General features: G+C 70.2%; 11 protein-coding genes and 1 rRNA gene. 7 read left to right on the forward strand and 5 right to left on the reverse strand.

The window, feature by feature from the left end; genetic code table 11:
- From G472_RS0113515 to G472_RS0113525, 3 genes are all read right to left on the reverse strand, one after another.
- Positions 1-180: ribosomal RNA gene (locus tag G472_RS0113515) — 16S ribosomal RNA — on the reverse strand; the annotation flags it as partial.
- Between the two features lie 443 nt (positions 181-623).
- Positions 624-1076 (reverse strand): TIGR02444 family protein, encoded by a 453-nt coding sequence (locus G472_RS0113520; RefSeq protein ID WP_029008834.1) that lies wholly within the window; start codon positions 1074-1076, stop codon positions 624-626.
- Between the two features lie 6 nt (positions 1077-1082).
- On the reverse strand, positions 1083-2168 hold the full coding sequence (locus G472_RS0113525; protein WP_029008835.1) for an ATP-dependent 6-phosphofructokinase: 1086 nt from the start codon (positions 2166-2168) through the stop codon (positions 1083-1085).
- Positions 2169-2355: 187 nt separating this feature from the next.
- On the opposite strand from G472_RS0113525, the gene G472_RS0113530 reads away from it, so the two are divergent.
- The 6 genes from G472_RS0113530 to G472_RS0113555 all read left to right on the forward strand — a co-directional run bounded on the left by G472_RS0113530 (position 2356) and on the right by G472_RS0113555 (position 10754).
- The gene (locus tag G472_RS0113530; protein WP_425387985.1) at positions 2356-2541 is read left to right on the forward strand and encodes a YdcH family protein; all 186 of its coding nucleotides are present in this window, start codon (positions 2356-2358) and stop codon (positions 2539-2541) included.
- Positions 2542-2664: 123 nt separating this feature from the next.
- Positions 2665-4017, forward strand: a complete 1353-nt coding sequence (locus tag G472_RS0113535) for an efflux RND transporter periplasmic adaptor subunit (RefSeq protein ID WP_029008837.1) — start codon at positions 2665-2667, stop codon at positions 4015-4017.
- Positions 4014-7133 (forward strand): efflux RND transporter permease subunit, encoded by a 3120-nt coding sequence (locus G472_RS33030; protein WP_051340785.1) that lies wholly within the window; start codon positions 4014-4016, stop codon positions 7131-7133. Before G472_RS0113535 ends, G472_RS33030 begins: the two co-directional genes overlap by 4 nt.
- 132 nt (positions 7134-7265) lie before the next feature.
- On the forward strand, positions 7266-7733 hold the full coding sequence (gene purE / locus G472_RS0113545) for a 5-(carboxyamino)imidazole ribonucleotide mutase (protein WP_051340816.1): 468 nt from the start codon (positions 7266-7268) through the stop codon (positions 7731-7733).
- A 4-nt stretch (positions 7734-7737) separates the two neighbouring features.
- Positions 7738-8808 (forward strand): 5-(carboxyamino)imidazole ribonucleotide synthase, encoded by a 1071-nt coding sequence (locus G472_RS0113550; RefSeq protein WP_029008839.1) that lies wholly within the window; start codon positions 7738-7740, stop codon positions 8806-8808.
- Positions 8809-9092: 284 nt separating this feature from the next.
- The gene (locus tag G472_RS0113555) at positions 9093-10754 is read left to right on the forward strand and encodes a sensor domain-containing phosphodiesterase (protein ID WP_245593485.1); all 1662 of its coding nucleotides are present in this window, start codon (positions 9093-9095) and stop codon (positions 10752-10754) included.
- Here the strand turns inward: G472_RS0113555 and G472_RS0113560 are convergent.
- Complete coding sequence (locus tag G472_RS0113560) at positions 10751-11482, reverse strand: DUF599 domain-containing protein (RefSeq protein WP_245593486.1); 732 nt, start codon at positions 11480-11482, stop codon at positions 10751-10753. The genes G472_RS0113555 and G472_RS0113560 overlap by 4 nt on opposite strands.
- A 145-nt stretch (positions 11483-11627) precedes the next feature.
- On the opposite strand from G472_RS0113560, the gene G472_RS37145 reads away from it, so the two are divergent.
- Complete coding sequence (locus G472_RS37145; RefSeq protein WP_051340786.1) at positions 11628-12434, forward strand: MlaA family lipoprotein; 807 nt, start codon at positions 11628-11630, stop codon at positions 12432-12434.
- Positions 12435-12441: 7 nt separating this feature from the next.
- Here the strand turns inward: G472_RS37145 and G472_RS37150 are convergent, their stop codons facing one another.
- Positions 12442-14139 carry a sensor histidine kinase gene (locus G472_RS37150; protein WP_169732812.1) on the reverse strand — a complete coding sequence of 566 codons (1698 nt, stop codon included), beginning with the start codon at positions 14137-14139 and terminating at the stop codon, positions 12442-12444.
- Positions 14140-14164: the final 25 nt, after the last annotated feature.

The raw sequence follows: 14164 nt of genomic DNA on the forward strand, positions 1-14164 counted from the left end.
CTTTCCCCCGAAGGGCGTATCCGGTGTTAGCTCCAGTTTCCCGGAGTTATTCCGAACCGAAAGGCAGGTTCCCACGTGTTACTCACCCGTGCGCCACTAAGGCCGAAGCCTTCGTTCGACTTGCATGTGTTAGGCATGCCGCCAGCGTTCGTTCTGAGCCAGGATCAAACTCTCAGGTTCAAGTCGGCCGGGCCGTAACCCAACCGCTCGTTCGGGGCCGCCCTCAAGCGACACACCTCAAACCTAAGCTCGATTCTGAACTTACCTTCAAGATGCGACTTGCGAACGACCCGACAATCCAATCCACTCCCGTGAACCGGACCACAGTGCCCATCCGCCTGCGCATCCCTTCTCAAATCACGTCTTCACTTGTCAAAGATCCGGTCGCCGATCCCTGGCGGGTCGTGCGAAACGGGACCTTGGCCTTTACACCGGCGTGACGTCAATCAACTTGCGTTGTCTGAGCGGCTGGTGCGCTTTGCTTTTGGTCCCGGCCCGGCGGCGTCGGCTCGTCTTGCGTGCCGTCCACCGCGTCGGGAGCCGGGTTATAGGCGGGGAGACCGCCCCGGTGCAAGCATTTTTTTCGGTCTTTGTTCGGCCCATTTGGGCAGGATTGTTGCGCCCTATCCCGCCAGTGCGGCGATCAGCAGCCGGATGTCCGTTTCCGCCGCGGCCGGAAGCAGCCGGCGCAGGTTCGCCTCGGCGGTGGCCGGGTCGCCCTGTCCCGGCCGCAGGCCGGATGCGGCCAACAGGCGGTCCTGCTCCACCCGCTCCGCCTCCAGCTCCAGGGCCTTCACCTTCTCCCGCAACGCGGCGGCCGCGGCGTCGTGTTTGAGGTGGCGGCGTACGGCGCGCAAGGGGCCGACCACCCCGGCCTGCCATGGCCCGACGGCGGCGCGCAGCCGTTGCAGGTCGCCGGCGTCCAGCGCCGCGCCGCAGACCCCGCCGGCCCACAGGGCGAATAGAACGAGATTGACGTCGGCCCCGCAGCGGTCCTGCAGGGCGAGGCACGCCCCGGCGACGCCGGGGCGGCCGTAGAAGTCCAGCGAGAATGCCCAGAACGGGTTTCCCGCCACGGCGGATCAGTCGCCCAGGCTGATGCCCAGGCCGCGCGCCGTTTTCACCAGCGTGCCGTCCAGCTCGACGCAGGAGTACTTGGCGATCGCTTCCTCGATGGGCACGTCGATGACGCCGCGGTTCGACCAGGCGACCATGCGGTCGAACTTGCCCTCGGCGATCAGGTCGACGGCGTGCACGCCGAACGCCGAGGCGACCAGGCGGTCACGCGGACTCGGCGGGCTGCCCCGCTGCACGTGGCCCAGCACGGTGACGCGGGTCTCGGCACCGGTGGCTTTGGCAATCCGCTCCCCGATGTAGTCGCCGATGCCGCCGTAGCGCTTCTCGCCGCCCTCGTAGACCTTCTTGACCTCGCCGCCGTCCTCGGTCTTCACCGCCTCGGACACGACGACCAGGGCGAAGTTGCGTCCGGTGGAGCGGACCTGGCGGATCTTCGCGGCGATCTTGTCGATGGAATAGCGGATCTCGGGGATCAGGATGACGTCGGCGCCGCCGGCGATGCCGGCCGACAGGGCGATGTGGCCGGCGTCGCGGCCCATCACCTCCAGCACCATGACGCGGGCGTGGCTGGCGGCGGTGGGCTGCAGGCGGTCCAGCGCCTCCACGGCCACGCCGACGGCGGTGTCGAAACCGACCGACACCTCGGTCATGCCCAGGTCGTTGTCGATGGTCTTGGGAACCCCGACCAGCTTCAGCCCGCCCTTCTGGGCCAGCTTGCGCAAAATGGCGAAGCTTCCGTCGCCGCCGATGCCGATGACCGCATCCAGCCCCAGCTCGCGGTAGCCGCCGACGATCTCGTCGGAGCGGTCCTTGGTGCTGCCGTCCACCATGGGATAGGCGAAGGGGTCACCGCGGTTGGTGGTGCCCAGGATGGTGCCGCCCATGCGCATCATGTTGCCGTCCACCATGGGCAGGTCGAGGACCTGGTACTGGACGGGCCGGTGCAGCAGCCCCTGGGTGCCTTCCTTGAGGCCGAGCACCTGCCACCCGTAGGTCAGGACGGCGCGATGGACGACGGCACGGATGACGGCGTTCAGACCGGCGCAGTCACCTCCGCTGGTCAGGATGCCGATGCGCTTGGCAGGAGTCATGTGGGGTTCCCGTTTCGCGTGGTCCTTGGCAGTGCGCCTAGACATACCAGAATGCCGAAGGTCCGCAATGCCATGCTTGGTGCAACCGGGGCGCGGGGCGATGGTTTCGGCGTACCTCCCGGCGCGGAATCTGTTATCATCGCCGCTGCGTTGCAGCCCTTGCGCCGGCATCATGAACGAACAGGAAATGTTGAGGCAGAAGCTTGCCGCCCTCAAGAGCGAACACCGCGATCTCGACGACGTGATCGCGCGGCTCGTGGAGCGCGCCCCCTTCGACCAGCTTCAGATGCAGCGTCTGAAGAAGCGCAAGCTGTGGCTCAAGGACCAGATCGCCCATCTGGAAAGCCGGCTGCTGCCCGACATCATCGCCTGACCGCGCGACCGGGGCCGGCGCGGTGCCGGCGCCCGGCACACCATCGACCAGGGGCGGCGAATCGCTCAACGCCCCGCTGAAGGAGGCGCCGCCGGCGGGCGCGCCGGGGAGGTCCGGGTAGCCATGTCGGTCCTGCGCACGTTGCTCGTCATCCCGCCCCTGGCCGCCGGAATCGCGCTGGTCGCCGTCGCCGCCGCCAACCGGCCGGCCCCCGCCCGCACCACCGCGGTCGAACGGACGGTGGTCGCCCGCACGGTCACGGTCGAACCCGTGGCCTTCGTGCCCCGCGTCATCGGCTATGGCACGGTGCAACCGGCCCGCACCTGGAACGCCGTGGCACAAGTGGCCGGCCGGGTGGAGCGGCTGGCGCCGGAGTTCGTGCGGGGCGCCTTCGTTCCCGCCGGCACCGAACTGGCGCGCATCGCCCCGGAGGATTTCGAACTGGCGATCGCCCAGGCCGACGCCGCCATCGCCACCGCCGACGCCAACATCGAGGAGCTGGCTGCCTCGGCCGGGGCGACGCGGGCGTCGCTGGCGATCGAGCGGGACGCCCTGAACCTGGAAGCGCAGGACGTCGAGCGCCAGCGCGCCCTGCTGGCGCGCGGTTCGGCGTCGGCCAGCGCGGTGGAGCAGAGGCAGAGCAGCCTGCTGCGCCAGACCGCCCGGGTGCAGGAGCTGGAGAACGCCCTTGCCCTGGTGCCCGCCAAGCTGCGGGCGCTGGAACAGCAAAGGGCGCTCAGCCTCGCCAACCGCCGCATCGCCGAACTGAACCTGGAGCGCACCGTCATCCGCGCCCCCTTCGCCGCCCGCGTCGCCGCGGTCAACGTGGAGGCGACCCAATTCGTCGGGGTCGGCGCGGTGCTCGGCACCTTCGACGGAATCGACGCGTCGGAGGTGGACGTGCAGATCGCGCAGACGGACATGCGGGACTTCGCCGGCCTCGCCGCCCTCAATGGATCGGGTTCCGCCACCACGGCGGACATCGGGACGCGCATCCGCCTGCCGGCCACGGTGCGCCTGCGCGTGGGTGACCGCACCATCGCGTGGGACGGCCACGTCCACCGCGTCAGCGACGCCGTCGACCCCAAGACCCGCACCGTCGGCGTGATCGTCGCCGTCGAGAACCCCTACCGCGACGTGGTGCCCGGCGTCCGGCCGCCCCTGATCAAGGGCATGTTCGTCGAGGTGGAGGTGCGCGGCGCGCCGGTCCCCGGCAGCATCGTCGTTCCCCGGGCGGCGGTGAGCAACGGCCTCGTCCATGTGGCCGATCCCGACGACCGGCTGGCGGTGCGCCCGGTGCGGGTCGCCTACACCTTCCGCGACGCGGCCGTGATCACCGAGGGGCTGGCGCCCGGCGATCGGGTCGTGATCGGCGACCTGGCCCCTGCCCTGCCCGGCATGAAGCTGGTGCCGGTGCGCGACGAGGAGCGTGAGCGGAGCCTGCGCGCCCTGGCCGGCGCCGGGGACGCGCCGTGATCCGCTTCTTCGCCGCTCACCCCACGGCCGGCAACCTGCTGATGCTGGCCTTCCTGGCCGTCGGTCTCCTCACCCTGCCGAGCCTGCGCCGCGAGACCTTCCCGCGCATCGAGCCGCGGGAGGTGGAGGTGCGGGTGCGCTACCCCGGTGCCGGGCCCGAGGACGTCGAGCGCACCATCTGCCGCCGCATCGAGGAGGCGGTCGAGGGCATCGAGAACGTGGCCGAGACCGCCTGCGACGCCCGCGACAACCTGGCCATCGCCACCATCGAGATGATCGCCGGCCGCAACGCCGACCTGTTCCACACCGACATCCGCACCGCCATCGACGGCATCGACGACTTCCCGGCATCGGTGGAGACGCCGATCATCACCCGGCTCGGCCGGACGGAGTTCGTCGCCTCCGTCGTCGTCACCGGGCCGGAGCGCGCGACCGACCTGAAGGCCCTGGCGGAGGACCTGAAGACCCGCATGCTGCACCACGGCGGCATCCCCCGGGTCGACGTCACCGGCTTTTCCGACCGCCAGATCCGCATCGAGATCCCCGACGTGGTGGCCCGCACCCTGGGGCTCAGCCTCGCCGACATCGCCGCGGCGGTGGAGCGCCAGAACGTCGACCTGCCCGCGGGCGAGATCGAGGCCGCCGACGGCATCATCCGCCTGCGCTTCGCCGACGAGCGGTCGACGCCGGACGCCTACCGCGACATCATCGTGGCGTCGGGCGAGCGCGGCGGCCAGATCCGGCTGGGCGACATCGCCACCATCACCGACCGGTTCGAGAAGGCCGAGGTGCGGATGCAGTTCGACGGCCGGCCGGCTGCGGTGCTGAACGTCACCAAGACGCCGAACGACGATTCCCTCGACGTCATGGCCGCCATCCGCGAGGTCCTGGACGCCGAGCGCGCGCAGGCGCCGCCCGGCGTCGCCTTCACCATCGCCAACGACGTCACGTCGATCGTCTCCGACCGGCTCGACCTGCTGGTGACCAACGCGTTGCAGGGGCTGGCGCTGGTGTTCGCCACCATGTGGCTGTTCTTCGGCATGCGCCACGCCTTCTGGATCGCCATGGGGCTGCCGACCTCGTTCCTCGGCGCCATCGCGGTGATGGGGGCGCTCGGCTACTCCCTGAACATGCTGACGATGGTCGGGCTGCTGATCGTGATCGGCATCCTGATGGACGACGCCATCGTGCTGTCGGAGAACATCGCCAGCCACCGCGCCCGCGGCAAGGCGCCCATCGACGCCGCCGTGGAGGGTGCCCGGGAGGTCGGTTCCGGTGTCGTCTATTCCTTCCTGACCACCGCCGCCATCTTCGGTCCGCTGGCCTTCCTGTCCGGCGACCTGGGAGAGCTGCTGCGGGTCATCCCGGTGGTGATGGTCCTCGTCCTCACCTTCTCGCTGGTCGAGGCGTTCCTGATCCTGCCCAATCACCTGAGCCACGCCGGTCCCGCCCCGGCACCGCGCGGGCCGCGCCGACTGGCCGAGGCGGCCATCGCCCGGCTGCGCGACCGGGTCGTGGTGCCGGCGACGATGATGGCGGTGCGCTGGCGCTACCTGACCCTGGGGATCGGCGCCTTCTTCTTCCTGGCGTCCCTGGCCCTGCTGGCCGGCGGTGCGGTCCGCTTCGAGGCGTTTCCGGACATCGACGGCAATGTGCTGGAAGCCCGCATCCGGCTGGCCCCCGGCGCCACGCTGGCCGACACGGAGGAGGCCGTGCGGCGGGTGGTGGAGCCGCTGGAAACGCTTGGCCGCGGGTGGCAGGCGCAGCAGCCGGGCGGCGAACCCGTGATCCGCGGCATCCTCGTGAAGTTCAACGAGAACGCCGATGCCGGGACCACCGGCTCCAACCTCGCCACCGTCGTGGTCGACCTGCTGAACGCCGAGTTCCGCGCCGTCGATAACGCCACCATCCTGGCGCGCTGGCGCGAGGCCCTGCCGCGGGACCTGCCCGCGGCGCGCATCACCCTGACCGAGGCGGTGCTGGGACCGGCCGGCAATCCCCTGGAGTTCCGCCTGTCCGGCGACGACCTCGCGATGCTGGAGGCCGCCGCAGGCGAGCTGACGGCGTGGCTGGACGGCTACGCCGGCGTCCTCAACGTGGGCAGCGACCTGCATCCCGGAAAGCCGGAGCTGCGCGTGCGCCTGCGCGAGGGGGCGGGCACCCTGGGGCTCGACGCCCGGGCGGTGGCCGGCCAGCTTCGCGCCGCCTTCCAGGGGACCATCGCCGGCACCATCCAGGTGGACGCCGAGTCCTTCGAGATCGACGTCCGCGCCGCCGACCGCGACGGCATCGACGACTTCGATCGCTTCGTGGTCACCACGCCCGGCGGCGGCCAGGTGCCCCTGTCGGCGGTGGCGGAGATCGAGGAGGCGCGCGGCTACGCCCGCATCCGGCGGGTCAACGGCCGCCCCGCCGTGACGGTGGCCGGCGACGTGGACACGGCGGTCACCAACGCCGCAGACATCGTGCGCGACACGCAAGCCCGCTTCCTGCCCGGCCTGACGGCCCGCCACCTCGGCCTGACCGTGACGGTGGAAGGAGCCAGCCGCAACGCTGCGGTGACGCAGGGATCCATGATGCGCGGCATGGCCATCGGCCTGATCGGCATCTTCCTGCTGCTGAGCTTCCAGTTCCGCAGCTACGCCGAGCCGGTGGCGGTCATGATCGTGATCCCCTTCGCGCTGACCGGGGCCGTACTGGGGCACCTGATCATGGGCATCAACTTCGCCATGCCCAGCATGCTGGGCACGGTGTCGCTGGCCGGCGTCGTCGTGAACGGCTCGATCCTGATGATCGAGTTCATGAAGCTCCATCACGACCCGACCAACCCCGACATCGCCGCGGCGGCCGCGCGCGCCGCCGCGGCGCGCCTGCGGGCCATCGTGCTGACCACGGCGACGACGCTGGCCGGCCTGTTTCCCATGCTGTTCGAAACCAGCCTGCAGGCCCGCATCCTGATCCCGCTGATCACCAGCATCGCCTTCGGCCTGATGGTGGCGACGCTGCTGATCGCCTTCGTGGTCCCGGCCTTCTACGCCGTCCTCGACGACCTCGGGCTGACCGCCCCGGCGGCGGAGCGGCGCGCGCTGCGGCGTGCCGCCCGGGCATCGGGATGACCGGTCATCGAGTCGCTGGACAGGCGCGGCGCCGTTCCTATAATGCGCCGCTTTCCGGACCAATTTGGGAAGCCAGCAGCCGTGCCCGTCCCGACACCGTCCGCCGACCCGCAGCCGCTGGTCGGCATCATCATGGGCAGTCAGTCGGACTGGCCCACCATGAAGCACGCCGCCGACACCCTGGCGGCCCTCGGCGTCGCCCATGAAACGCGCATCGTCTCCGCCCACCGCACGCCGCTGCGCCTGGTGGACTACGCCACGACGGCGCGCGAGCGCGGCCTGAAGGTGGTCATCGCCGGGGCCGGCGGTGCGGCACACCTGCCGGGCATGGCCGCGTCCATGACCCCGCTGCCGGTGTTCGGCGTGCCCATTGAAAGCCACGCGCTGAAGGGCATGGACAGCCTGATGTCCATCGTGCAGATGCCGGGCGGCGTGCCCGTCGGCACGCTGGCCATCGGCAAGGCCGGCGCCATCAACGCCGCCCTGCTCGCAGCCTCGGTCATCGCGCTGATGGACCCCCGGGTCGCCGCGGCGCTGGACGCCTGGCGCGCGCGCCAGACGGACGCGGTCGCCATGATCCCCCGGGACGAGGGGCCGTAACCCCATGCTGCCTCCCGGTTCCACCATCGGCATGCTGGGCGCCGGTCAGCTCGGCCGCATGACGGCGCTGGCCGCGGCGCGCCTCGGCTACCGGCTCCACGTCTACGCCCCCGACGCCGCCGACAGCCCGTGCGCCCCGGTGTGCGCCCGCGCCACGGTCGCCGGCTGGGATGACCGGACGGCGCTCGCCGCCTTCGCCGCGGCGGTCGACGTGGTCACGCTGGAATGGGAGAACGTCCCGGTCGACACCGTCGAGTTCCTGGCCGAGCGCGTGCCGGTGCGGCCCGGTGCCGCCGTCCTCGCCGTCACCCGGGACCGCATCGCCGAGAAGTCGTTCGCCAACGGCCTGGGCATCGCCACCGCCCCGTGGCGACCGGCGAGCGGTCCCGGCGACGTGGCGCTGGCGCGTGACGCCATCGGGCCGCACTGCATCGTGAAGTCGAACCAGCTCGGCTACGACGGCAAGGGTCAGGCGCGCATCGGCCCCGACACCGACATCGCCGCGGCGTGGCGGAGCATCGGTTCCGATTCGTGCGTCGTCGAGGGGTTCGTCGATTTCACCTGCGAGGTGTCGGTGATCGTCGCCCGTCGCGGCGACGGCGCCATGGCCGTGTTCCCGACGGTGGAGAACCGGCACCGCAACGGCATCCTCGACCGCACCCTGGCTCCGGCCCGCGTCCCCCCGGCCACCGCGGCGGAGGCCGAACGGGTCGCCCGCCGCCTGGCCGACGCGCTGGGCGTCGTCGGCCTGCTGGCGGTGGAGATGTTCGTGACGAAGGACGGCCGCGTCCTGGTCAATGAGATGGCCCCGCGCCCGCACAACTCCGGCCACTGGACCATGGACGCCTGCGCGACCAGCCAGTTCGAACAGTTCGTCCGCGCCATCTGTGGCCTGCCGCTGGGCTCCACCGACCTCCTGATGGAGGCGGAGATGGAGAACCTGATCGGCGACGATGTCGAACGCTGGGCGGCCATCCTGGCCGAGCCCGACGCGCGCCTGCACCTCTACGGCAAGGCGGAGGCCCGCCCCGGCCGGAAAATGGGCCACGTCAACCGCGTCACCCCCCGCCGGTGACGCTGCCCGCGGCGGCGGCAGGGTGAACGGATGGCGGCGGTCATGCGGCGGACGAACGACCCGGCGCAAAGTCGCAGTCGTCCGCTGCTTCTTCCTGCTTTTGCGAATCGCGCAACGGAGGTACTCTCCCTTAGCAAAGTGCCGAAATAGTCTTTCGGAATTTGTCTAAAATTGTTTCTGACGGCGGCAGGGGCATGGAAGGGTTGGCATCCACGCCGGGCGCACCGGCTTCCGGCATACGCCGCCCGAACCGAACGGTGGAGGCGCGCCCAACTCCCCGGCCGGTGCAGACTCACCGCGACCGCGACCGATTCGTCGGTTTCGCCTTCGCAGCCGCCGATCTGCTGATCGAAACCGATCATGACGGCACCATCCTGTTCTGCGCCGGTGCGCGCTGCCGCCTGACGCGCGGCGATGTCGCCACCCTGGTCGGGCGGAATCTCGCCGATCTGGTGGCGTCCACCGACCGCAAGTATCTGCGGGTTCTGTTGGACCGTGTGATCGAGAAGACGCGGATCAAACCGGCCCGCGTCGTGTTCGAAGGGGTGGACGACCAACGGTTCCCTGCCCTTCTCGGCGGCTGCCGGCTTGATTCCTGCCCCGGATCTTTGTTCCTTACCGTGCTTCTGGCGTCGGGTCCCCATGGCCCGCATGCGGCATCGCCGGGTTCCGGCGCCGGGCAGCTTCTGGACCACCATGGCTTCCTCTCCATCCTGGAGGACCGCATCGTCCGCGCCCGCGAAAAGGGTCTGGAACACGGCCTCACCCTGCTGCTCGTGGAGGGCATGCAGGCCATGGTGGACTCGCTGCCCGAGGGGGCGGCGGCCGAGGTGCGCCAGGGCATCGACGCCTATCTGCGCGGCATTTCCGCCGACGGTGAGAGCGCCGGACAGCTCTCTGCCGACCGTTTCGGCGTCATTCACGCGTCGGACGTGGATTGCCAGGAGGTCCAGAAGCACATCGCCGCCATCATCGAGGACGCCGGTGGCGAACTGCCGGGCGGCATCCGAACCTGGGAGCTGGAACTGGACGAAACGCCGCTGGACGCCGCCGATGCGGCGCGAGCCCTGGTCTACACCGTCCAGGCCTTCGCCTCGGCGCAGGGCGGCGAGTTCACCATCTCCAGCCTGGAGGACGGCGCCCGGCGCATGATGTCGGACGCGGTGGAACGCATCGGCCAACTTCGTGCCACCATCGAGAAGCGGGACTTCGTCGTCGTCTTCCAGCCCATCGTCGCGCTGGCGACCGAGACGGTGCACCACCTGGAGGCGCTGACGCGCGTCGATGGCATGTCGTCGCCCATCGACTTCATCACCTTCGCCGAGGATGTGGGGCTGATCTACGACTTCGACCTTCTGCTCACCCAGTCGGTCCTCGACACGCTGAAGGCCTTCCACAAAGAGCCCAAGCTGCCGGACGTGGCCATCAACCTCTCGGCCAAGACGCTGATGAGCCCTCTGTTCCTCAAGCAGTTCCAGGCGGTGACCGAGCCCTATGGCGCGCTGTCGCGCAAGCTGCTGATCGAGGTGACGGAGACCGTCGTCGTCACCGACATCGCCCGCCTCAACGACGTCCTGCAAAAGCTGCGGTCGTCCGGGTTCCGCATCTGCCTGGACGACGTCGGGTCCGGGTCGACGTCCTTCCAGTCGCTCTACGGGCTGCAGGTCGATTTCGCCAAGATCGACGGCTCCTTCGTGCGCGGAGCCGCCGGCAGCCAGCGCGACATGGCCATGCTGCGCTCGATGGTCGATGTCTGCCAGCAGCTCGGCCTCGCCCTGATCGGCGAACAGGTGGAGGAACCCGAGCACGCCCGTCTGCTCACCGACCTCGGGGTCGGCTACGCCCAGGGCTACCTGTACGGTCATCCCAGCCGTGACTTCGGCTATTTCGCCAGGGACTGGTCCAGGATGGCCGGCAAGGGCGGCAAGGTGCTGAAGAAGGGTTAGCCGTTGCGCGCGGCCCGCGTTTCCAGCGCGTCGGTCTGCTCGCGGATCGCCACCTCCGTGCGCGACAGCACCTGACGGCGCAGCAGCACCGCCACCACCGCCGCGCTCGCCCCCATGAACAGCCATGGGTTGATGAACCACGCCAGCGCCGCCAGGGCGAAATAGTACGCCCGCAGCCCGCCGTTGAAGGCGGTCACCGCCAGGGTGAGCGCCGACGCCAGACGGCCGGCCATCGCCTCCCGTTCCCCGCACTCCAGCGGCGGCAACGGGGCGGCGCCGATCAGCGCACAGCAATAGTTGTACTGGCGCAGCGCCCAGGTGAACTTGAAGAATCCGAAGGTGAAGATGCCGACCATCACCAGCATCTTCATCTCGAAGAACTGCCGCGATGTCGGCACGGTGAAGGACAGGTCGGCGACGATGCCGTGCGCCTGTTCGATGGCGCCGAAGGAGCCGATCAGCCCGGCGAGCACCAGCATGGTGGTGGATGCGAAGAAGGTGCAGCTCTGCATGGTGTGGCCGACGAGCGTGGAGTCCATGATGCGGTTCTCCCGCTCCAGCATCCGCGTCATCCAGTGGCGCCGCAGCACCTTCATGTGCTGGTTCAGGCTGCTGCGACCGCGCAGCAGCACGTCCTGCCACAGGTTGAACAGCGACCACGTGCCGAGGAACCACGCGAAGGCGACGAGGTCGAGCGTGGTGACGTCGGAGGGGAACAGGCTGGGCACGGCGGCGGTGCTCCGGAACACGGCGGGCGGATGCCCACCCGTGTAATCCCCGCCTGCACCGCTGGCAAGCCTGTGGGCGGACGGCGATGGCGTTGCTATAGTGCCGCCGCGGACCGGGCCGGTCCGTCGCCGGGATAGGTTCAGCGTGCGCCTGCGCCCCTTCCTTCTCGCCCTCCTCCTTGCGCCGGCGATGCTGTTCGGCGGCGGCGGGCCCGTGCGCGCGGGATGGGAGGCGTTCGACACCCGCCCGGCCTATGACGAGCGGGAATGGTTCGACACCTACAGCCGCTATGTCTTCGTGTTCAACCAGTGGGTCTACGGAACCCTGAATGGCGCGGCTGACGCATCGGCGGAGGCACCGGCGGAACCGGCGCCGCCGTCACCCTGGCTGGCCGGCATCGGCAACATGGCAGCCAACATCGTAAACGAGCCCATGTCCGTGCTGGCGGCCGCCGTGGCCGGCGACGGCGGGGCCATGGCCCGGTCGGCCGGCCGCTTCGCCATCAACAGCACGGTCGGGCTGCTGGGCTTCCACGACGTCGCCCGCGACTGGGGGCTGGAGCCGTACCACACCGATCTCGGCCTGGCGCTGTGCGCGCACGGTGTGGGCGAGGGGCCCTACTTGGTGATTCCCTTCATCGGCCCGCGCACCCTGCGCGACGGGGTCACCGACGTGCTGATCACCAACGTCGTGCTCTATTCCATGTTCATGCCGCTGATGCCGCAGGGGTCGGGGCTGGAGGCGATCCTGGTGGTGGAAGCCATCGAGATCGTGGCGGACATCGCCGCCACCCGCCAGATCGACACCCGCGCCAAGGCGATGCCTTTCGACGATTACGACCGCCTGCGGGATGCCTACCTCGCCCAGCGCCGCCAGCGTTGCGCCGCCCTGGTGGCGGAGCGGGAGGCGGATGCCCGGACGACGGTCGCCGAGCGGCCGCCGACGCGGTGATCGACCGTCACCCGGCCGGCGGAGACTGACGGGCGGGGTCCCGGCGGCCGCGCCGAACGGTGATCGTGAACACCGACCCGCGGCCGGGGCACGTGCGGACCTCCGTCGCATGGTCCAGGATGATGCCCAGCCGGCGGACGATGGACAGTCCGAGGCCCATGCCGCGCTGTCCCGCCGGCTCCCCGTGCGCCTGCTGGAACTCCTCCCAGATCAGGTCCAACTTGTCGGCGGCGATGCCCGGTCCGGTGTCCCACACCTCGATCCGAATGCCGTTGCCGCGGCGTCGGCAGGCCAGCAGAATGCGGCCGTGTTCGGTGTAGCGGACGGCGTTGACGATCAGGTTGCGCACCATGCGTTCCAGCAGCGCCGGGTCGCTGTACACCACCTCGTCCAGGCTGCGGAACCGGAAGTCCAGCCCCTTGGCCTCGGCCCGCGCCGCGGCCTCCGCGGCCAGCGGCGCCAGCAGGGCGGTCAGCGGCACGTCCCGCCGGTCGGGCCGGACGGCACCGGCGTCCAGTCGGGTCACGTCCAGCAGATCGTTCAGCAGGCGCTCGCTCGTTTCCAGCGCGCGGGCGGAGTGAGCGGCGATCCGGCGATGGCTGTCCTTCTCCAGGGTGTTGTCGATGATGCCGAGGAACAGGCGCAACGCCTGGAGCGGCTGGCGCAGATCATGGCTGGCAGCGGCGAGGAACCGCGATTTGGCCAGGTTGGCGGCGACGGCCTGCCGGCGCAGGGTGTCCATCTCCGCCATGGTATTCTCCCGGCGCCGCAGTTCCGCCAGCAGCAGGCGGCCCAGCAGCGCAGCGACCAGGATCGCCGCCATCGTCACGGCGCTCAGCCAGGCGGCCCGCACCCGCCACGGCGCCAGGGCGGCATCGACCGGCAGGCCCACCGCGACGAACACGCCGTCATGGCCCGGGCGGCGGAACGAGACCAGCCACTCGGCCCCGTCCGGTGGCATCCGGACACGCTGCGTGCCCTCGGCGGCCGCAGCCACCGCGGCAAGCAGCGGGGAACCGACGATGTCGGCGCCCGCATCATCCGGCGACACCGGCTGCCGGACCACGATGCCGCCGTCATCGCGAAAGATGCCGTAGAACGCATCGTCGCCCGTACCGATCAGGTCGTACAGGCGCGTGAAATAGTCGGTGCGGATGCCGGCGGCGATGACCCCGGCGAAACGGCCGGCGTCATCGTCCAGACGGCGGGCAACGGTGAACAGCAGCGTTCCTGACGCGCGTCCGCGCACGATCCGGCCGACATAGGGCTCGGGCGCCCCGGCCTTCAGCGCCCGGAAGAAATCCCGGTCGGCCACGTTGAACGCCGGCTGCGGCTGGTCCATGGTGCTCAGAATCGACATTCCGGCGGCGTCGAAGATCACCACCACGCCTTCTTCCGGTAGGTGCGCCGCGGTGCGGTGCAGGAACTGCCCGCCCTGCTCCACAAGCGTGGCCTCCGGGCCGTTGGTGTGGATTCGCTCCGCAACCTGGCGCAGCACCGTGTCGACGGCGGCGAAGGTCCGCCGGGCGTGTTCCTCCAGCAGGCGGACGGCCGCCTCGGTCCGGGTGGTGGCGAGGTCCAGAGTATGATGACGGTCGTACAGGACGAACAACACCAGTGCTCCCGCCAGCAATGCGATGAGCAACCCCACCACCTGGAGCGCGAGGCGAGCCGGCCCGCCGGCGATATGATCCCCGATCGTCACTCCGCGCGCCCCCGCCACGCCCCGG

The sequence above is a fragment of the Azospirillum halopraeferens DSM 3675 genome (genome assembly GCF_000429625.1).
Lineage (GTDB): Bacteria > Pseudomonadota > Alphaproteobacteria > Azospirillales > Azospirillaceae > Azospirillum > Azospirillum halopraeferens.